The organism is Parageobacillus sp. VR-IP (genome assembly GCF_013357975.1).
Classification (GTDB): domain Bacteria; phylum Bacillota; class Bacilli; order Bacillales; family Anoxybacillaceae; genus Saccharococcus; species Saccharococcus caldoxylosilyticus.
The window spans coordinates 67,578-86,731 of sequence record NZ_JABVYQ010000002.1 but is presented as its reverse complement, the minus strand read 5'-3'; the positions used below and the strand labels follow the sequence as shown (position 1 = coordinate 86,731).

23 protein-coding genes and 1 riboswitch are annotated in these 19,154 nt (G+C 43.9%); of the genes, 18 read left to right on the top strand and 5 right to left on the bottom strand.

Features of this window, described 5'->3' with window-relative positions:
* Positions 1–17: 17 nt before the first annotated feature.
* Positions 18–488 (top strand): flavin reductase family protein, encoded by a 471-nt coding sequence (locus HT574_RS05960; RefSeq protein ID WP_042409083.1) that lies wholly within the window; start codon positions 18–20, stop codon positions 486–488.
* A 142-nt stretch (positions 489–630) separates the two neighbouring features.
* Positions 631–2,466, top strand: coding sequence for a pyruvate kinase (locus HT574_RS05955; protein ID WP_175243879.1), 1,836 nt, complete (start codon positions 631–633; stop codon positions 2,464–2,466).
* Positions 2,467–2,750: 284 nt separating this feature from the next.
* Here HT574_RS05955 and HT574_RS05950 read toward each other — a convergent pair whose 3' ends face one another.
* Both HT574_RS05950 and HT574_RS05945 read right to left on the bottom strand, forming a co-directional pair.
* Positions 2,751–3,317, bottom strand: a complete 567-nt coding sequence (locus HT574_RS05950; RefSeq protein WP_017434744.1) for an FAD-dependent oxidoreductase — start codon at positions 3,315–3,317, stop codon at positions 2,751–2,753.
* Entirely contained in the window at positions 3,230–3,535 is a 306-nt protein-coding gene (locus tag HT574_RS05945; protein ID WP_175243878.1) for a hypothetical protein, read from the bottom strand. Before HT574_RS05945 ends, HT574_RS05950 begins: the two co-directional genes overlap by 88 nt.
* Positions 3,536–4,119: 584 nt before the next feature.
* Here HT574_RS05945 and HT574_RS05940 point away from each other — a divergent pair.
* The 6 genes from HT574_RS05940 (at position 4,120) to HT574_RS05915 (ending at position 8,173) form a co-directional block, all read left to right on the top strand.
* Complete coding sequence (locus tag HT574_RS05940; RefSeq protein WP_175243877.1) at positions 4,120–4,683, top strand: biotin transporter BioY; 564 nt, start codon at positions 4,120–4,122, stop codon at positions 4,681–4,683.
* Positions 4,683–5,402, top strand: a complete 720-nt coding sequence (bioD, locus tag HT574_RS05935; protein ID WP_175243876.1) for a dethiobiotin synthase — start codon at positions 4,683–4,685, stop codon at positions 5,400–5,402. Before HT574_RS05940 ends, bioD begins: the two co-directional genes overlap by 1 nt.
* Positions 5,392–6,759, top strand: coding sequence for an adenosylmethionine--8-amino-7-oxononanoate transaminase (bioA, locus tag HT574_RS05930; RefSeq protein WP_175243875.1), 1,368 nt, complete (start codon positions 5,392–5,394; stop codon positions 6,757–6,759). Before bioD ends, bioA begins: the two co-directional genes overlap by 11 nt.
* A 136-nt stretch (positions 6,760–6,895) precedes the next feature.
* Positions 6,896–7,180 carry a hypothetical protein gene (locus tag HT574_RS05925; protein WP_175243874.1) on the top strand — a complete coding sequence of 95 codons (285 nt, stop codon included), beginning with the start codon at positions 6,896–6,898 and terminating at the stop codon, positions 7,178–7,180.
* A 178-nt stretch (positions 7,181–7,358) separates the two neighbouring features.
* Entirely contained in the window at positions 7,359–7,502 is a 144-nt protein-coding gene (locus tag HT574_RS05920) for a hypothetical protein (RefSeq protein ID WP_175243873.1), read from the top strand.
* A 416-nt stretch (positions 7,503–7,918) separates the two neighbouring features.
* Positions 7,919–8,173 (top strand): DUF2573 family protein, encoded by a 255-nt coding sequence (locus HT574_RS05915; protein WP_175243872.1) that lies wholly within the window; start codon positions 7,919–7,921, stop codon positions 8,171–8,173.
* A gap of 44 nt (positions 8,174–8,217) precedes the next feature.
* Here the strand turns inward: HT574_RS05915 and HT574_RS05910 are convergent, their stop codons facing one another.
* Positions 8,218–8,550 (bottom strand): spore coat protein, encoded by a 333-nt coding sequence (locus HT574_RS05910; protein WP_042409069.1) that lies wholly within the window; start codon positions 8,548–8,550, stop codon positions 8,218–8,220.
* A gap of 18 nt (positions 8,551–8,568) precedes the next feature.
* Positions 8,569–8,832 (bottom strand): hypothetical protein, encoded by a 264-nt coding sequence (locus HT574_RS05905; RefSeq protein ID WP_175243871.1) that lies wholly within the window; start codon positions 8,830–8,832, stop codon positions 8,569–8,571.
* A gap of 158 nt (positions 8,833–8,990) precedes the next feature.
* Between HT574_RS05905 and HT574_RS05900 the strand changes: the two genes are divergently transcribed.
* The gene (locus HT574_RS05900) at positions 8,991–9,908 is read left to right on the top strand and encodes a proline dehydrogenase family protein (protein ID WP_175244185.1); all 918 of its coding nucleotides are present in this window, start codon (positions 8,991–8,993) and stop codon (positions 9,906–9,908) included.
* A 113-nt stretch (positions 9,909–10,021) separates the two neighbouring features.
* Here HT574_RS05900 and HT574_RS05895 read toward each other — a convergent pair whose 3' ends face one another.
* On the bottom strand, positions 10,022–10,171 hold the full coding sequence (locus HT574_RS05895) for a YuzL family protein (RefSeq protein ID WP_017434755.1): 150 nt from the start codon (positions 10,169–10,171) through the stop codon (positions 10,022–10,024).
* 186 nt (positions 10,172–10,357) lie between these two features.
* Between HT574_RS05895 and HT574_RS05890 the strand changes: the two genes are divergently transcribed.
* The 9 genes from HT574_RS05890 to HT574_RS05850 all read left to right on the top strand — a co-directional run bounded on the left by HT574_RS05890 (position 10,358) and on the right by HT574_RS05850 (position 18,484).
* Positions 10,358–12,742, top strand: coding sequence for a 3-hydroxyacyl-CoA dehydrogenase/enoyl-CoA hydratase family protein (locus HT574_RS05890; RefSeq protein WP_175243870.1), 2,385 nt, complete (start codon positions 10,358–10,360; stop codon positions 12,740–12,742).
* A gap of 114 nt (positions 12,743–12,856) precedes the next feature.
* Entirely contained in the window at positions 12,857–14,029 is a 1,173-nt protein-coding gene (locus tag HT574_RS05885) for an acetyl-CoA C-acetyltransferase (RefSeq protein WP_175243869.1), read from the top strand.
* Between the two features lie 64 nt (positions 14,030–14,093).
* Positions 14,094–15,878 (top strand): acyl-CoA dehydrogenase family protein, encoded by a 1,785-nt coding sequence (locus tag HT574_RS05880; protein WP_175243868.1) that lies wholly within the window; start codon positions 14,094–14,096, stop codon positions 15,876–15,878.
* Positions 15,879–15,932: 54 nt separating this feature from the next.
* The gene (locus HT574_RS05875; protein ID WP_017434759.1) at positions 15,933–16,292 is read left to right on the top strand and encodes an arsenate reductase family protein; all 360 of its coding nucleotides are present in this window, start codon (positions 15,933–15,935) and stop codon (positions 16,290–16,292) included.
* A gap of 80 nt (positions 16,293–16,372) precedes the next feature.
* Positions 16,373–16,756, top strand: a complete 384-nt coding sequence (gene gcvH / locus HT574_RS05870; protein ID WP_017434760.1) for a glycine cleavage system protein GcvH — start codon at positions 16,373–16,375, stop codon at positions 16,754–16,756.
* Between the two features lie 72 nt (positions 16,757–16,828).
* Positions 16,829–17,074 (top strand): YusG family protein, encoded by a 246-nt coding sequence (locus HT574_RS05865; RefSeq protein WP_061580102.1) that lies wholly within the window; start codon positions 16,829–16,831, stop codon positions 17,072–17,074.
* A 152-nt stretch (positions 17,075–17,226) separates the two neighbouring features.
* Positions 17,227–17,577 carry a toprim domain-containing protein gene (locus HT574_RS05860; RefSeq protein ID WP_017434762.1) on the top strand — a complete coding sequence of 117 codons (351 nt, stop codon included), beginning with the start codon at positions 17,227–17,229 and terminating at the stop codon, positions 17,575–17,577.
* A gap of 7 nt (positions 17,578–17,584) precedes the next feature.
* Entirely contained in the window at positions 17,585–17,905 is a 321-nt protein-coding gene (locus HT574_RS05855; RefSeq protein ID WP_175243867.1) for a thioredoxin family protein, read from the top strand.
* Between the two features lie 231 nt (positions 17,906–18,136).
* On the top strand, positions 18,137–18,484 hold the full coding sequence (locus HT574_RS05850) for an SCP2 sterol-binding domain-containing protein (RefSeq protein ID WP_017434764.1): 348 nt from the start codon (positions 18,137–18,139) through the stop codon (positions 18,482–18,484).
* Positions 18,485–18,963: 479 nt separating this feature from the next.
* Positions 18,964–19,072: riboswitch (SAM riboswitch) on the top strand.
* The last annotated feature ends 82 nt before the right edge of the window (positions 19,073–19,154 follow it).

The window sequence follows — 19,154 nt, the reverse complement described above, 5'->3', positions numbered from 1 at the left end:
GAGAAAGGAAGGAAAAAATGGACGATCGTACATTTCGCAACGCGATGGGGAAATTCGCGACGGGCGTGACGGTGGTGACTACGGAATTTCAAGGGGAAGTCAAAGGGATGACAGCCAACGCCTTTATGTCCGTTTCCTTAAACCCAAAGTTAGTGGTGGTTTCTATCGGGGAAAAGGCACGGATGAATCCGATTGTCAAGCAAACGGGCAAATTTGCCGTCAACATTTTGGCGAGAGAGCAAGAAGATCTTTCCCGCCTGTTTGCCGGCCAATTAAAAGAAGATAGAAAAGTAGATTTCCAATGGGTAAACGGGCATCCGATTTTGCCTGATGCCTTAGCTAATATTTTATGTAATGTGCATAGCTCCTATGTAGCGGGGGATCATACATTGTACTTTGGCGAAGTGACAGACATCTTGATGAAGGATGAAGCGGGAGATCCGCTATTATTCTTTGAAGGTAAATACCGAAGCGTTGCCAAAGAATAAGAAGCAAAAACTGTCCGGAAAGGGGCAGTTTTTATTTTTTATCAAGCAATTTCATGATCATGCTTTAGGTTCATTTTATGATTCAGCTGGGAATATATATATATAACCATATTTTTCTATTGACCAACTGAGGTGAGGATTCGTGGGTGAATTCACCAGTAACGAACATATACTAGGGAACATGTTATTAAGCATATATCAGTCAATGACCGAATGGATCAAACAAAAAAGAACACAGTTTCCGCTTTCGTCTCATGAAGAAAGTAGGGATAATTTGCTGGCATATTTATACGTAAAAGAAATGATGTCCCATGATCTCATTCAAGCCATTGAAGAGGAAGGATTATCGTCCATCTATGGACGCGAGTCCCATATCATTTCAAGTATTGAACTTTTATTGAGACGTTTGCAGGCGCCTGCATTTCAGGATACAGATATAAGAAAAATTACTCGACAGCAGGCAAAACAGCTGATCGCTGAGCGAGCACGAACGGTGTTGGGAGAAGGCCGGAGCTCTCGACAAACGCGCATCATGGTGACACTGGATGAGCAACTAATCGATGAGCCCGAAGTGATGGAACAGTTGTTGCTGCATGGCATGGATGTTGCCAGAATCAACTGTGCTCATGGTTCACCGGAAATATGGAAAAAAATCATTGAGGGTGTTCGTCAAGCAGAAGAACGGCTTCAAAAAAAACAACAATGGGAAAAGAGATGCCGCATTTATATGGATTTGCCGGGTCCAAAAGTTCGGGTAGATAGCATTGTATCGAATACCTATCCGGTAAAACTGTCAGTTCGAAAAGATGAATACGGCCAGCCAATCCAGCCCGTTACGGGGTTCCTATATCTTCACACCCCGTTATCTTTTCCGTCAGAGCAGAGTGATATGTCGTTTGTTTTAGAAGTAGCAACGAATGAGAGTATTACGATGGTAAGCGGAGATGAACTAGTGTTTATCGATGTTCGCGGGCGAAAGAGAAGGCTGAAGGTAATTGAGGTCATTGCACCTTCTTGTTTTAAAGTCGAGCTTTCAAACACGGCATATATTCAAAAAGGGATTTGGTTCAAACATAAACGTTTTTCTTTGTTGCTGCAGTCGGTCACACCGATTCCCATGAAAGCGATTGTCAAAAAAGGAACCCGCCTTCAAATTTACTTCGATCGCACACATTTCGGGGCTGCGAAAATGGATGATGCGGTAAAGCTGACGACAACGCTTCCCAAAGCATTACGTAATGTGCGAGTAGGGCATCGGCTTTACTTCAATGACGGAAAAATTTTCGCTATGATCCAAAACGTAACAAATAAATATATAGAAGCCAAAGTTATTTCAACTGGAAGAAAAAACAAAATGATAAAAAAAGGGATGGGGATCAATCTTCCGGATTCATTGATGCATTTAACTGTTTCGTCACTGACAGACCGAGATTTGCAGTATATTCCTTTTATTTGTAAATATGCAGATATGATTGGCTTATCATTCGTTCATACTCCCCATGATGTAGCAAAGCTGTATCGCATTTTGACAGAACAAGGTGCGCCTCATCTGACCATCATTGCTAAAATTGAAACAAGAGCAGCACTCCACAACCTTACTCGTATTTTGATGGAAGGGTTAACGCTTCCATCGTTTGGAGTGATGATTGCCCGCGGAGATTTAGCGATTGAGGTTGGATTTGAAAACATGTCCATCGTACAGCATGATATTCTCGCATTATGTCAAGCCGCCCATGTTCCGGTGATTTGGGCAACACAAGTGCTTGAAAATCTAGCGAAGAAAGGAGTGCCTGCCCGCGCCGAAATATCAGACGTATCGCTAGGACAAAAAGCGCAGTGTGTCATGCTGAACAAAGGACCGTATATTGTAGAAGCGGTAAAAATGCTAGCTAACGTCTTAGAAAAGGAAGAATCTCATCCACAAAAACGTGCAAAAATGATTGCCCGTTATATGGATCAACAGGGAGTTTTTCGATGAACCCCTCCCACCTTCATTCCATGAAAAGGTGGGAGTTTCTTACTGCCTCCATCAAAGAAGCTTCTGCGTAGAAGGAGGATGGCTCCTTCTGCTCGATGAATTCATCGGAAGTCTTTTTGATGGATCTGATTTTACCTGATAATTAGCGAATGTTTTTAATATAGCTTGTATGTAGCGGGTGGTCTATAACATTGGGGAAGTGAAGGGGCAAGGGGATTCGTTATTGCCGAAGGGGAGCATCGCAGAGAAATAACAAAGAACTGCCCACATTTGTGGGCAGCTTTTTATTTTGATTTTAACACATCATGATCGACATAACGTTCGCCGTTTAATTCGCTAATGACGTTAATGGCCACTTTCGCTCCATCGCCGGCGGTGATGATCGTATGTACGCTGACACCAGCTACTGTTCCGGCTGCCCAAATTCCTTCAATGTTGGTGCGTCCAGCGGCATCCACGTCGATAACCGTTTTAATACGCGGCTCTGTTCCTGGTTTTGTTTTCACGCCAATTTTTTCAGCGAGGTCGGTTGCCACGCCAGTTGCTAAAATAACATGTTTAGCTTCAAATGTTTGATTTTCGGTTTCTACACGAAAGCCCGTTTCTGATTTTTGGATGTTGACGACTTGATCATTCACAAGTTCCGCCCCAAATTTGACCGCTTGTTTTTTTCCTGTTTCCACTAAATCTGGACCTGTGGCTTCCATGACCCCATAGTGGTTTTCAATCCAAGCTCGTTTTGTAATGCTTTTGTCGTTGTCAATCAGTACCGTCTTCTTTCCCGCTTTTGCGGTAAAAATGGCTGCACTTGCCCCTGCAGGTCCAGCACCGATAATGGCAATATCGTACATCGTTTCACCTGGTTACTAAAATCTATAAAAATCGACTCATCCGCGATGGAACCAGGAAACACCGCTTGCCGCCCAAGAAACACCTGAGTTCCATCAGGAAGGGAATTTCCCTTGTCATTCACCTGCTGTGAAAGACACCTCTGTGGCTCGCTGTCAGCGACGGCGCCTGTCGTGCACCATTCCTTCCATCGGTCCGTACACGACAATGATTTTAGCAACCAGGTCTACACCTCCTCTTTTGTTAGAATATTTGTTCATTTTTATTATAACATTATCACCGTTTCCATCCAATTAATGTGTTTTATAAAAATTAAAATTATTATTATTTAATATTGATTATTTACAAATAATATATATAATAAATGATAGCAATAATCATTTCATAGCAGTGAAAAGGAGAGTATAAACATGCGTAAACAAATCATTTGCGAACAATGTCATCAGCCGATCCGCCGGTTAAAACATTCGATTCTTTGTCAATGTGGGATGAAGATTATTCAACATAAGTAGGGAAATAGGGATCAATGGCATTCGAGTCATAAACGCGACCAGTAAAGTTTCTGGCGTGGTTTCATTTCTTTGACAGAAAGGATAAACGGAGTAGAAAAAGGAATTTATAATATGACTTCGACTCGACGGCTAGGATTAGCCGTTTTATTTTTTATAACCATTCCTATCACGGTGATTTCGCCCCATTTGTAGGAAAATCTATCTATATGTTAACCTGTATATAAAATATGGTTGACATTAAATAGATTGTCAGGCAAAATAAGAGAAAAAATATGGGATTGGAGGGAGAGAGATGAAAACGAAATCGCTTTTGTTAGCAGCGCTGTTTGCCGCGCTTACGGCCATTGGCGGGTTTATCAAAGTTCCGGTTCCATATGTGCCGTTTACATTGCAAATCGCTTCCGTTTATTTGGCGGGATGTTTATTAGGGCCGAAGCTTGGAATGCTGAGCCAGCTTGTCTATGTGCTTATCGGCCTTGCAGGAGCGCCTGTGTTCGCGGAAGGAGGAGGGCCTAGCTATGTGTTTCAGCCGACGTTTGGTTATTTGATTGGTTTTGTTGTGGGGGCCTATGTCAACGGATGGATGATGCAAGTCTTTCAATTTCGCCGGTCAGTAACGATATTTTTAGCAAATTTATCTACTCTTCTTGTTGTTTATTTCTTTGGATGCGCCTGGTTATACATGGCGATGAAATGGATCATGGAAAAGCCGCTTACCATTGGACAAACGTTATGGTTTGGCTTTGTGCTTCCTGTACCTGGTGATCTACTGTTATGTGCTGCTTGTTCCGTGCTTGTTGCACGTATATTACCGCGTATTCACATTGTCATACGCAATCAGGAGGTGGTTTCCTGATGGGAAAAGCAATATTTATAACCGGAACAGGAACGGAGATTGGCAAGACGGTGGCAACCTCTTTTCTTGCCTTTGTTTTCCAAAAATTAGGGTTGAATGTAAAAATATTTAAGCCCATTCAAACTGGCTTAGCGGAAGATGGAGTTTCGTTTGCCGATCAATATTGGTACGAGAAGGTTGTGGGACTGCCGCAATCAGAAGGGCTATATTATATGGAACCTGCCGTTTCGCCGCATTTAGCAGCAACATTAACGAATACCACTATTGACCCGGCATTGATAGCGGAAAAAATCGAACAATGGAAACGTCAATATGATATCGTTCTTGTCGAGGGGGCGGGAGGCTTAGCGGTCCCGTTAATAGAGAAAGAACAAGGATTTTATATGACAAACGATTTGATTAGAGAATACAATATTCCAATTATCATTGTTTCCTTAGCAGGACTTGGCGCGATTCATCATACGGTGACAACTGTATCTTACGCACAGAAGCAGGACATTCGTATTCTTGGATTAATTTTTAATCAATTTAATGCCGAAAGCATCATTCATGTGAATAATATTGAAACAATAAAAAGAATGTTAGGTTTGCCGGTCATCGCCACATTGCCATCCCTTGCGAAGGTGACGAAGTATACGATGATGGCGATGGCGGAACGTTGGCTAAAGAATAACGAGCAAAAGCAGTTGTTACAGGAGGTGCTTTCCGTTGAGGTATAGTTATGAACGGTTAGAACAATGGGATAAAGAGTATGTGTGGCACCCGTTTACCCAAATGAAAACATATGTGCAAGAACATCCGCTGATTATTGAGCGAGGGAATGGAAGCTACTTATTTGATGTCAATGGAAACAAATATTTGGACGGATATGCCTCATTGTGGGTAAACGTCCATGGCCATAATGATCCTGAACTAAATGAAGCCTTGCACATGCAAATCGAAACGATCGCTCATTCGACCTTGCTTGGGTCGGCGAATGTGCCTTCGATTTTATTGGCGAAAAAACTGATTGAGCTTTGGCCGGGGCTTTCAAAAGTGTTTTATTCCGACACGGGCGCTGCCGCGGTGGAAATTGCGTTAAAAATGGCCTATCAATATTGGAAAAACATCAATCCAGTTAAATATGCGAAAAAAAATAAATTTGTTTCTTTAAAGGAAGCGTACCATGGGGATACGGTCGGGGCTGTGAGTGTCGGCGGAATGGACTTATACCATCGCATTTTTAAGCCGCTGTTGTTTGAACGAATCGAAGTTCCTTCTCCGTATGTATATCGCATGGACGAATACGGCGATGAAGAGGAGATTGTCAGCTATTGCTTACAACAACTGGAAGATGTGTTGGCTCGCCATCATGAGGAAATTGCCGGCATGATCGTGGAGCCGCTCGTTCAAGGGGCTGCGGGTATCATTACGCATCCACAAGGATTTTTAAAAGGTGTTGAAACACTTTGCCGGCAATATGGTGTGCTGCTTATTTGCGATGAGGTCGCCGTCGGGTTCGGAAGGACAGGAACGCTGTTTGCGTGCGAGCAAGAAGATGTCCATCCGGATATTGTTTGCTTAGGAAAAGGCATTACCGGAGGATACCTCCCTTTAGCCGCCACATTGACAACAGAAGATGTTTATGCTGCGTTTTTAGGAGACGTTGATGAAGATAAGACGTTCTATCACGGGCATACATATACGGGGAACCAGCTATCTTGTTCTGTCGCTTTAAAAAATATTGAGCTCATCGAAAAACGGCATCTTGTCGAAAATGTAAGGAAAAAAGCAGAAATATTGGCAAAGAAGTTAGAGAAGCTTTATGAAATTCCAATTGTTGGGGATATTCGCCAAAAAGGATTAATGGTAGGAATTGAAATTGTTCAAGATCGAAACACGAAACAAATTTTTCCACGCTCCGAAATGATCGAACATCGCATTATTCTGGAAGCTCGAAAGCGCGGATTGATCATTCGCCCGCTCGGACCGGTGATCACGTTCATTCCCGTGTTAGCGATGGCAGAGGATCAGATGGAAACAGCAGTCCATATCCTCTTCGATTCGATCGCGGAAATGGCCAAAGTCGTTCGGTAATTGTTTTCACTGCTGCCTAGCGAGTCTAGGCGCCTATTTTTTTTTTGCCCAAAAGGTCAATCGCCCATGCCCTTGGCGTTTGTCCTACATATGTTGGAAGGGAAGAAGCAAAATAATCGGCAAAGGAGAGACGAACATGAACGATATAAGCTTACAAGATACAAGAATCTGGGGATTTGGCCGTCCGTGGGGATTTGGTTTTGGCCGCCCATTCTTTGGTGGTTTTGGCCGCCCATTCTTTGGTGGTCCGTTCTTTGGTGGTTTTGGTCGCCCATGGGGATGGGGATTTGGTTTTGGCAGCCCGTTCTTTGGCGGCCTTTTAGGCGGACTGTTGGGTGGCGCGCTAACAGCCCCGTTCTATGGCGGTTTTGGCTATCCTTACTATGGCTACGGATTCCCTTATGGCGGAATATGGTGGTAATAAACATTGCTTAAGCCTGCCGGTTACATGGCAGGCTTTAATTTTTTACAAAAGTGATGGCTATCCGTATTATTCATATGAAAAACTTATGAAAAAGTAGGCTGATTCCTTGCTCCATTTGTCCTTCATTAACATAGCATAATGGTGTCCAGTTCTATTTTGTAAAGGGGGAATCGTGATGATATATCCACCAGCATTTTTCGGCGGTCCGTTGTTAGGCGGCTTTTTAGGCGGATTGCTCGGTAGTGCGCTAGCATTTCCGCTTTTCTTCCGTCCAAGACCGTATTATCTATACCCTCCGTATGTTGTATTTTGGTATTAACAAACAGCGTCCCCCGCACCATGCGGGACGCTTTGTAATAAAAAATGGCAATATGAGCTTTTTATGTCATCGAATCGTTCTATCACAGGCATGGTTTCATGAAGCATTTCTATTTGATGTGGAGGGGTTTTTGTTTACGAGCATATTGACTTATCCTTTCAATTACAACTTAACTTTTCGATTTTTTACAAATGTTGTTGGGAGTATCATGCCGATTTATTTGGTTTTCCATGCTGAATGGGGCAAATCATTTTTATAGTTGGGAGGTCGGAGCTCTGAGAAATTTCATACATAATCGCGAATTTACGGTGACGAATATCATTTTCTGTCAGGGCAATTGTTTCACCTGTTGTTTGGAGGAATGCACCGTTTTATTATAATGTAAGAAGTTTGAAAAAAGTATGGAGGAAAAGGGCATGGATGAAACGTTTTTCCGGCAGTTTGAGGCGCTCATGGACAAATATACAGAGCTGTTGCTTGGTCAAACGAATGAAGAGTTAAAAGAAAAAGTAAAAGCATGGGCGTTATATTCTCATGTGGCAAAATCGATGCCGGCTCTTGTGAAACATTGGAATGAGCTTTACCCGGAGGCAAAGGAACAAATGAAGCAGCTTATCGCTGAAATCAAACGATTGAATGATGAAGCACGTGCGAACGCGAAAAAGCCATGATGTGTGCAATCATGGCTTTTTTGTTGCAAAAGGACGAGCGAGTATTACTGAACGGTATTTTGATATGGGAATTGATTGGTGTATCCTTGGAATTGCTGATATGATTGCTGTAGTTTTTGTGGATCGGCAGCTTCAAGTTTGTACCAGCCTTTTTTGAACATTAAGTTAAACAGCTCACGTTGACAATTTTGCGTTTCGGTAAAAATGTTCATCATGTCTTGATATAATTGTTGGTTGCTTGCTTCATTTAAAAATATGCCATATGAAGAAGCCATATATTTTTCCGTCGTTAACATATCATTTAGAAAATCACGGTCGTTCATTTGCGGTGTTTTTGGTATTTGCGTTTCTGGATTTTGAATTTGGTTTTGGTTCATGATCATTCCTCCCGATTGTTATTGCATTGTCATTTTAGGCTGGCTTGGACTTTGTAGGTGGCTTAAAATTTTTTGATAGTGACGTTGGTGCATTTGTCCTGCTTTTTCAAGCGCTTGCGCCACTTCTTTGTCTTGGCATTGCGCTGCAAAAAAATGTGCTTTTTTCATGGCGAGTAAATTCCAAGACATCATGTCGTTAAAATACATCGCGTCCTTTGCTGAGATCATTTGCGGCGGTTGCGGCATCACGTTTTGCTGTTGCATGTTCATCTGTTGTTGCATACATCATGCTCCCTTCCAAAATGAATGTTTCAGTTGTAGATTGTTCATTTTGTGGAAAACTATACACAGCGAGAATTTTGTCGAAAAAGATATTCAACAATAAGAAAACATGTTACAATAAAAATATGAATGCGTTTACGAAATAAGGGGGTACAATGATGGAGCAGTTGATGCGCGACTTTTTTTTGTTTTTATCGAAAAATAAGACATTAACCAAATTAGCGAAAAAATATGGTCTTCGCTTTGGTGCCTCCCGGTTTGTTGCAGGAGAAACAATCGAACAGGCTGTCGAAGTGATTAAACAATTAAATAAAAAAGGGTTGGCTGTGACGGTCGACTACTTAGGAGAATTTGTCGACAATGAGCAAGAAGCAAACGAAATGGCGAACCACTGCCTTGAGGCGATTAAGGCGATCGGGAGAGAAAAGCTGAATTCACAGCTGTCGCTAAAAATGACATCGATGGGTTTGGATATCTCGGACGAGCTTGTGATGCGCAATATGCGGCGCATTTTGGATACGGCGAAACAATACGGCGTGTTTGTTACGATTGATATGGAAGATTACTCAAGATGCCAGAAAACGCTCGATATTTTTAAACAGTTGAAAACAGAATATGATAATGTCGGAACGGTATTGCAGGCATACCTATACCGTACGGCAGACGATATTGAAGATTTAAAAGATTACCATCCGAATTTGCGCCTTGTCAAAGGGGCATATAAGGAATCGCCGGAAGTGGCGTTTCCGGACAAAAAAGACGTCGATGAAAACTTTAAAAAAATCATTAAAATGCATTTATTAAATGGTAACTATACGGCAGTGGCGACCCATGACGATGCCATCATTGAATACACGAAGCAGCTTGTCAAAGAATATAACATCCCTAATAACCAGTTTGAATTCCAAATGTTATACGGAATTCGTCCAGAGCGGCAAGAACAGCTTGCACGCGAAGGGTATACGATGCGCGTCTATGTTCCATACGGCACGGACTGGTACGGCTACTTTATGCGCCGTCTCGCCGAGCGGCCGGCCAACGTCGCCTTTGTGTTAAAAGGGATTTTCCGCAAATAAGCTGTCCAAAAGAGTTGTGTGAAAGTTCCCCTCTCCAACTTGCCTGAAGGAAAAGCAAAACGCATCACGGTGTGTCTAGGTACGTGATGCGTTTTTTCATTGTATCGAGAAGGTTATTCTCCTTGCATATTATGCCGCTTATATTGCTGATTTTGGCTCGTGCGTTTGCCGCCGCCGTCCATTTCCACCGTCGGACCAGCGTTGCCTTTGACGCTTGCCGCACTAATTCCGCGCTGCGAAGGATTTTTTTTCAGTCTTGCCATCGTATCACCCCCTGTTTATAGCGTCACCAAAAAAAGAAGGTGTCATAAATGAAAAAATTGTTAAGTTTATATATTGCGAAAATTATTAACATATTTTATATTTAGTATAGAAATCATTTTCATGGCGCATTTTTTTCGCAATAAAATGAATGATGATTCATTCAATATGGGTAAGGGGGAAAAGGAATGGTGAAACGCATTCGACGTGCTGCGGTGCTGGGATCCGGCGTAATGGGATCAGGAATCGCGGCCCATTTGGCGAACGTAGGCATACCGACATTGCTTCTTGATATCGTGCCGCGTGAGTTAACGAAAGAAGAGGAAGTGAAAGGGTTAACGCTCGAACATAAAGAAGTGCGCAACCGCCTTGTAAATCAGGCGCTGCAAAAGCTGTTGAAACAAAAGCCGGCTCCGCTTATGTCCAAGGCGAATTTGTCGCTGATTGAAGTCGGCAATTTCGAAGACGATTTCCACCGCCTCGCCGAAGCAGACTGGATTATCGAAGTCGTTGTCGAAAATTTAGACATCAAAAAAGGCGTGTTCGCGAGAGTGGATGAAGTAAGAAAACCGGGAACGATCGTCAGTTCGAACACTTCAGGCATTTCCATTGAGGCGATGGCGGAAGGACGCTCGGAAGACTTTAAAAAGCACTTTTTAGGAACGCATTTCTTTAACCCGCCGCGCTATTTGAAACTGTTAGAAATTATTCCGACAAAAGATACCGATCCGGAAGTCGTTTCTTACATGAAGATGTTTGGCGAAGAAGTGCTGGGCAAAGGCGTGGTCATGGCGAAAGATACGCCAAACTTCATTGCCAACCGTATCGGCACCTACGGCTTATTAGTTACGGTCAGAGAAATGATGAAAGGCGGATATAGCGTCGGGGAAGTGGATTCGATTACTGGACCGCTGATCGGCCGGCCAAAAAGCGCGACATTCCGCACGCTTGATGTCGTTGGCTTGGATACGTTTATTCATGTTGCCAACAACGTTTTCGAAAAAGTCGAGGGGGAAGAAAAAGAAGCGTTCCGCGTTCCGGACTTTATGAAAGCAATGCTGGAAAAAGGCTGGCTTGGCAGCAAATCCGGGCAAGGTTTTTTTGTCAAACAAGGAAAAGAGATTTTCGAGCTGAATTATGAAACGTTGGAATATGAGCCGCGCAAAAAATTAACGACTCCGGCGGTGGAAATGAGCAAGCAAGCAAAAGGATTAGCCAATAAGTTGAAAGCGCTTGTATATGCCGATGACCGCGCTGGAACGTTCCTTTGGAACATCACCGCCCCTGCTCTGCTTTATTCAGCGAAATTGCTCGGTGAAATTGCCGATGACATCGTAGCCATCGACCGAGCGATGAAATGGGGGTTTGGCTGGGAGCTTGGGCCATTTGAAATGTGGGATGCGATTGGCGTTGAGCCATCCGTTCGCAAAATGCAAGCGGAAGGCATGGAAATTCCTTCATGGGTAACCGATATGCTTGCCAACGGATTTACATCTTTTTATCAATCGGAAAAAGGGCAAGTGTTCTATTATGACCGGGGAGAGTATAAACCTATTGAAGAGAATCTAAAAACCGTTCACATTAAGCGCATAAAAGAGCAAAAAGGCGTCATTAAGAAAAACAGCGGCGCCAGCTTGATTGATCTTGGCGATGACGTCGCCTTATTAGAGTTCCATTCGCCAAACAACGCAATCGGCACGGATATCGTACAAATGATTAACTATGCGTTGGAAGAAGTGGACCGTAATTATAAAGGGCTTGTCATTGGCAACCAAGGCAAAAACTTCTGCGTCGGCGCTAATCTCGCGATGATGCTGATGGAAGCGCAAGATGAGAACTACTTTGAACTTGAGCTTGCTGTCCGCCAGTTCCAGCAAGCGATGATGAACATTAAATACAGCCCGAAGCCAGTTGTAGCAGCACCGTTCGCGATGACACTCGGCGGCGGCACGGAAGTATGTCTTGCCACTGCGCACATTCAAGCAGCGGCAGAAACGTATATGGGGCTGGTGGAAGTCGGTGTCGGCCTCATTCCTGGCGGCGGAGGAAATAAAGAGCTGTATATTAAACATTTAAACAGCCTGCCAAACGGCATTGATTTCGATTTGCAAAAAATCGCCAATAAAGTATTTGAAACGATTGCGATGGCAAAAGTATCCGGTTCGGCAGCAGAAGCGCGTGAACTGAACTTTTTAAACCAGCGCGATGGCATTACGATGAACAGCGACCATTTGATTTATGAAGCGAAACAAGCGGTCATTTCCTTGTATGACCAAGGATATCGCCCGCCGGTGCGCAAAAAAGTGCCGGTCGTCGGGGAAACAGGATATGCGGCATTGCTTTTAGGAGCGCAATCGATGTTCCACTCCGGCTATATTAGCGAGCATGATTTGAAAATCGCGAAAAAACTCGCCTATGTCATTGCCGGCGGAAAAGTTCCGTACGGAACGGAAGTAGACGAACAATACCTGCTCGATTTAGAGCGGGAAGCGTTTTTAAGCTTGATCGGCGAGCCGAAAACACAAGCGAGAATGCAGCATATGCTTGTGAAAGGCAAACCACTCCGCAATTAATGCTGGGGGAGGCTTGGAAATAACCGCTGAGAAAAATAGTGTTGTCGATGAAAACGTCATCGCTGGCGAACTGCGCTTGGAAATAAACGCTTGAGAAAAATAGGGGGGAAGATTGTGAGAGAAGCGGTGATTGTAGCTGGAGCGCGCACACCGGTCGGAAAAGCGAAAAAAGGTACGCTCGCCCATGTACGACCGGATGACTTAGGAGCGCTTGTTGTGAAAGAAACGTTGAAACGCGCAGGAAATTATGAAGGAAATATCGATGACTTAATTATTGGCTGCGCGATGCCGGAAGCGGAGCAAGGTTTGAACATTGCGCGGAACATCGGAGCGCTTGCCGGGCTCCCATATACGGTTCCGGCGATTACGATTAATCGTTATTGTTCTTCTGGACTGCAAGCAATCGCGTATGCGGCAGAGCGCGTCATGCTTGGCCATTCCGACACGGTGATTGCCGGCGGAGTCGAATCGATGAGCTTAGTACCGATGATGGGGCATGTCATTCGCCCAAACGCCAGGCTGGCCGAAGAAGCGCCAGAATATTACATGTCGATGGGGCATACGGCAGAGCAAGTCGCGATGAAATATGGCGTCAGCCGCGAAGACCAGGATGCGTTTGCGGTGCGCAGCCATCAGCGCGCGGCCAAAGCGATTCGCGAAGGCAAGTTTAAAGAGGAAATTGTACCCGTCGAAGTGACAGTAAGCAAAATTGAAAACAACAAACTAGTCGAGAAAACGATTCTTTTTGAAGAGGACGAAGGAGTCCGTCCGGATACGAATATGGAAGCACTAGCCAAGCTTCGTCCGGCATTTTCCATCAATGGAACGGTAACGGCCGGAAATGCGTCGCAAATGAGCGATGGCGCGGCGGCGGTGATGGTGATGGACCGCGAAAAAGCAGAATCGCTCGGCTTAAAACCGCTTGGAAAATTCCGTTCGTTTGCCGTTGCCGGAGTGCCGCCGGAAGTAATGGGAATCGGCCCGGTGGCGGCGATTCCGAAAGCGTTGAAACTAGCTGGCTTGGAGCTTTCCGACATCGGATTAATCGAGTTGAACGAAGCATTTGCTTCGCAATCAATCCAAGTCATTCGTGAGCTTGGATTGGATGAAGACAAAGTCAACGTCAACGGCGGAGCGATTGCGCTAGGCCATCCGCTTGGCTGCACGGGAGCCAAACTGACGCTGTCGCTACTTTATGAAATGCGCCGCCGCAACGTGCAATTTGGCATCGTGACGATGTGCATTGGCGGCGGTATGGGAGCAGCGGGAGTATTTGAATTAATCTAATTGGATCTAGCGGGCGGCGTAGTTCGCCGCTCGACGATATAAAATTTAGGGGAGGAGTACAAAAATGGCAAAAACATTGGAAAACGCGATTAAAGGTGGGAGCTTCCTTATCGAAGATATTCCTTGCGAACGCGTATTTACGCCGGAGGATTTTACCGATGAGCATAAAATGATTGCGAAAACGACGGAAGATTATGTCGTCAATGAGGTGCTTCCGCAATTAGAGCATTTAGAAAATCATGAATTTGACCGCTCTGTAAAATTATTAAGAAAAGCGGGCGAGCTCGGATTGCTTAGCGCCGACATTCCGGAAGAGTACGGCGGGTTAGGGCTGGATAAAATCAGCTCCGCGTTGATTGGGGAAAAAATGGCACGCGCTGGCGGTTTCTCGATTTCCCACGGCGCCCATGTCGGAATCGGGTCGCTTCCAATCGTTCTGTTCGGAACGGAAGAACAAAAGAAAAAATACTTGCCGTCGCTTGCGACCGGCGAAAGAATCGCCGCCTATGCGCTGACAGAGCCTGGTTCTGGTTCCGATGCATTAGGAGCAAAAACGACGGCGAAATTAAACGCCGAAGGGACTCATTATATTTTAAACGGAGAAAAACAATGGATTACGAACGCTGGATTTGCGGATATCTTTGTCGTATATGCGAAAGTAGACGGCGAACATTTCTCCGCATTCATCGTGGAACGGGACTTCCCGGGCGTATCGACCGGTGCGGAAGAAAAGAAAATGGGAATTAAAAGCTCGTCGACGCGGACATTGATTTTACAGGATGTTCCTGTTCCGAAAGAAAACTTGCTTGGCGAAGTCGGCAAGGGACATGTGATTGCGTTTAACATTCTTAATATCGGGCGTTATAAACTTGGCGTCGGCGCGGTTGGGGGCGCGAAACGGGCGCTTGAAATTACGCTTCAATATGCAAATCAGCGCCAGCAATTTAAACGGCCAATTTCGCAATTTAAGTTAACGCAAGAAAAATTCGCGACGATGGCTTCCCGTTTGTATGCAACCGAAAGCTCTGTTTATCGTACAGTCGGTTTATTTGATGAGCGGATGGGTCTTTTGGATAAAGAAAAAGCAAAAGAAGGAAAAGAAATCGCCAAATCGATTGCCGAATATGCGATTGAATGTTCGCTGAATAAATTCTTTGCAACGGAAACATTGGATTATATCGTGGACGAAGGCGTACAAATCCACGGCGGCTACGGATTTATGCAAGAATATGAAATTGAACGCGCCTATCGCGATTCCCGCATTAACCGCATTTTCGAAGGGACAAATGAAATCAACCGTCTGCTCGTTCCAGGAATGTATTTGAAAAAAGCGATGAAAGGCGAGTTGCCGCTTTTGCAAAAAGCGCAGCAGCTGCAGGAAGAATTAATGATGCTAGTGCCAGAAGAAGTCGGCGACGGCGTGCTTGAACAAGAAAAATATTTAGTGCGCAACGCGAAAAAGATTGCGCTCATGGCGGCAGGATTGGCAGCACAAAAATTCGGCCCGAAACTCGAAGAAGAGCAAGAAATTTTAGTCAATATTGCGGATATTGTTGCGAATATTTACGCGATGGAATCGGCGGTGCTTCGCACGGAAAAAGCGATCAAAAACTCTGGAGAAGAGAAAAACAAACAAAAAATCCTTTATACGCAAATCTTTTGCCAAGAAGCGTTCAATGAAATCGAAGCACATGCAAAAGAAACGCTCATTGCCGTGGAAGAAGGAGACACATTGCGTATGATGCTGTCCGCTTTGCGAAAGTTGACACGTTACATGCCAATCAACATCATTGCGAAAAAACGCGAAGCCGCAGCCGCGCTCATTGCAGCCGAACGTTATATTGTGTAATAATGGAAAGTACCAGGCTTGTCCTGGTACTTTGCATATAAAGGATGGGTGAAGATGGCGTTCACGTTTTATTGGTATCCAAAATGCGGCACGTGCCGGAAAGCAAAAAAATGGCTTGACGAACATGGAATCGACGTACAAGCAGTGCATATCGTCGAAAATCCCCCGACAAAAGCGGAATTGACAGAGCTTTATCGCAAAAGCGGGCTGCCGTTGAAAAAATTTTTCAATACAAGTGGTATGAAATACAGGCAGTTAGGGTTAAAAGAAAAAGTGAATACCGCTTCCGAGGAAGAGCTTCTTGAAATACTTGCCTCAGATGGCATGTTGATCAAACGGCCGATTTTAACCGATGGGAATCATGTCCTTGTCGGGTTCCAAGAGGAACAATATGAAAAATTTTTCAACGAATGAGACGAATTCAGTGAGTTTTTTGGTAAAATCGGTTATGATGAAAAAGAACATATTTTTTGTCAATATGGAGGGATGCGAGCATGAATACACCGAAAGAATTACGCTATTCAGAAGAACATGAGTGGGTGCGTGTAGAAGGAGACAAAGTGCGCATCGGCATTACGGATTTTGCGCAATCCGAATTAGGAGATATCGTGTTTGTCGAACTTCCGGAAGTAGGAACGGAAATTACCGCCAATGAGCCATTTGGCAGCGTGGAATCGGTCAAAACGGTGTCCGAGCTTTATGCGCCGATCAGCGGCAAAGTCGTTGAAGTCAATGAAGAATTAAATGACAATCCAGAGTATGTCAATGAATCCCCATATGAAAAAGCATGGATGATTGTCGTCGAGCCGAAAGATATGAGCGAGATCGATAATTTATTAACAGCAGAGCAATATGAAGCAATGGTAAAAGAAGGTTAAACCTTCCTGCCATGAATCATAAAAAAGATGGACACCCTATACATAACTGAATGGACAAAAAGGGGTGCTCCTATGGCATTAGAAACAAGACAAGTCAACATCACCGATCGCGTGATAGGCAAAATAAACGGTGATTCGGTTGAACTATATGTGGGGAATGAGCAAATTGGCCATCTTCCTTTTTCACAAGCAAGCCATTTGCTGCAGTTAAAAAGTGGATATGAACAGAAAAATGGACAAATTTATAAGGAAATGACCGTCACCGTTGAGCCAGATCAAAAGTATGTCGATTGCGACGGTGAGGCTGGTTGGTGCTAAAAGCAACGGTGTGCTGCCGTTGCTTTCTTCTTGTTTTTATAAGATGCGGTTCATGAAGCGGCGCTTGCCCCGCCCGTTTCTGCGACGGAAACCATGGCCGCCGTTGTCATATAAAATAATAGTACAACGACATTTACTTTAGGTGATTGTTTATGACGGAAATCGAAAAAGTGATTATTGTCGAAGGACGCTCTGACAAACAAAAAATCGCCAATATTCTAAATGAGCCGGTGGAAATTATTTGCACCAACGGGACAATCAGCGATGCCAGGCTGGAGGAGCTGATTGACGAGCTTTATTATAAAGACGTTTATATATTAGTCGATGCCGATGAAGCAGGCGAAAAATTACGCAAGCAGTTTCGCCGCGAGTTTCCAGAAGCGGAGCATATTTATATTGACCGTGCCTACCGCGAAGTGGCAGCCGCGCCAAATTGGCATATTGCGCAAGTATTATTGCGTGCGAATTTTGATGTGCATATGAATTATTTATTGAAAAGGTGAATAAGCAATGAAAAAAATAGAGCCGTTTGAGATTGATGAAGTCATTCGCAATGAAGAGGTGGTTTGCCTTTATTTATATACGCCGATGTGTGGCACTTGTCAGCTTGCCAAACGGATGCTGGAAGTAGTCGAGGAATTGTTTCCGTTTCTTCCGTTTTACCAGACGGATATTAATTATATACCGAAGCGGGCGGTTGCATGGAAAATTGAAAGCGTTCCATGCCTTCTTTTATTTCAACATGGTAATATCGTCAAAAAATGGTATGCGTTTCATTCTGTTCCTTATTTGCATAAAACAATAAAAGAGATGTTGCCGAACAGCCATTAGATTTTTTGAAGCCAAAGATAGACTAGTTCATCGACGATTTTTGAACGATTCCCCTCCCCTATGATGTGTTTGGCGCTCGCGTTGAAAACAGCAGTTGTTTTGCCTCCATTTGACATATTTCTTGGGAAATGACGGGAATTTTGTTCTTTTTCTAAATGATTTGTCGAGCTTTTTCTAAAGGATTCTTTTCGCTCATATGGAAATAAATGAAACAAAGGGGAGGCGGATAAAATGAATATGCGTGAACTAGTCAGCCAACTTGCCGAACGAATGCAAACATTAAATCATCTATTGCCGATTTTACCGGAAGAAGAGCTGTACGTTCGCTTTGAGTGCGAAACGGAAACAGCAGTCGTGGCCATTTCAAAACATCAAATCAGCCCAAAAGCGGAAGTAGACGAGCGGCGGGTATTAACGGTGCGCGGGTCAAAAGAAGCATTGGAATCGCTATTAAGCGGAAGGATGAAATTGCAGCAGCAAATTCGTCTGAAAGAAGTGTGTATTTCCGGAAGTTTCCGGCATATGTTATTGTTGGAGTCATTGCTTCACTTAGCCAAGCCATATCGATATGTTTGTTAAATAATGTTTCACATAATTTCCTATGCAAAAAATTCGTAGGCGCAGAAAATAGTGCTGCCATTCAGAAAAAACTTTGATTACAAAAGGCGGAGAGGGTGCCCGGTGCAATCCTGCAATCGATTTTCCTAACACGGTGCTAATTCCAGGAACCTAGACAGCTCGAAAAGATCAAAAACATGTCCCCCTTCTCTCCCTGACAAGAGAGAGTTTTTATTACAAATCAAGGGGGGAACAGAGGATTTGGTCGTCTGTTGGGATTGGAAAACATCAATGAATGAATTGAGGATTTAGAGCAGACCATTGCCGCTGCGACGTGGATTACTTTGAATATTTCCGTTTCATCATAAAAGTAAGATTGCTGAAAAATATGGGAGAAAAATTTTTTTGTTGACATGATTCGACATAAGATGATACAATCACATTCGTAAATTAATTTGTAATTAATTGAAGATTTGTAATTGAATAATATGATTGTTGCGCTCTTATCAAGAGAGGTGGAGGGATGTGCCCAATGAAGCCCGGCAACCGTCAGCACATGTGCTGAAATGGTGCCAATTCACACAAAGCGTCTGCTTTGGGAGATAAGAGACGGAATGGTAATGATTACCTTTCTGTTCTCTTCGAGCAGAAAGGTTTTCTTTTTGGAACGGCTGCTCTGCTAGATGAAGGA